Source organism: Mycobacterium sp., from assembly GCF_008709575.1.
In the GTDB taxonomy this organism is placed as follows: Bacteria; Actinomycetota; Actinomycetes; order Mycobacteriales; family Mycobacteriaceae; genus Mycobacterium.
The window spans coordinates 1-653 of sequence record NZ_VYIK01000412.1 but is presented as its reverse complement, the minus strand read 5'-3'; the positions used below and the strand labels follow the sequence as shown (position 1 = coordinate 653).

The window sequence follows — 653 nt, the reverse complement described above, 5'->3', positions numbered from 1 at the left end:
CATGGTGCTTTCGTCGCCTTCGAAGGTGCCGGTAGCTCCGGTCGTGGTGTCCTCGTAGCCGAACAGCTGACCTCCCTGAATGCTTCCGGGCGCCGCCGGGGGAGTCGCGAAAGCTCCGACAATTCCGGTTCCATACATTCCGGTGACCTCTTCGATGGAACCGGGATCAGCAGCGATGTCGTAGTCGTCGGCGAAGGCGGCAGCCATCGGCACCAATGCGGCGCCCAGCAGCCCCCCGACTGCCGCACCCAAGCTGATACGCCGTCGAGTTATGGGCGCCCCTCCCTCTCCCACCTAAGAGCCCGAACCCAGGCTCGCGCGCATGATCCGGGTCGACCCAACCCGCGGGCGAGTATTCGTGGCGGCGAGTATATGTGCGCTGCCTGTCAAAAGCGACGAAAGCTCGCAAAAAGGCTCGCAAACCCCCAGAGCGTGGTCAGCCGCTCGCGGCCAGTGTCTGGGCCGTGGCGATCGTCTGGGCCACGCCGGCGACGATCGCGGCGGCCTTGAGTGCCTCCAGGATCGCCTCCCGGTCCATGCCGGCCTCGCGCAGCGTGTGCTCGTGAGCGGTCAGGCAGTCCGGGCACCCGTTGATCGACGACACTGCAAAGCACCACAGCTCGAAATTCACTTTGCTCACCCCGGGAGTGCCG

2 protein-coding genes are annotated in these 653 nt (G+C 65.7%); both read right to left on the bottom strand.

What is annotated here, in order from left to right; all coding sequences use genetic code 11:
- On the bottom strand, positions 1 to 252 hold a 252-nt coding region (locus tag F6Q13_RS19295), incomplete at its 3' end, for a hypothetical protein (protein ID WP_293059940.1).
- Between the two features lie 184 nt (positions 253 to 436).
- A partial coding sequence (locus tag F6Q13_RS19290; RefSeq protein ID WP_293059937.1) for a carboxymuconolactone decarboxylase family protein occupies positions 437 to 653 on the bottom strand: 217 nt, incomplete at its 5' end.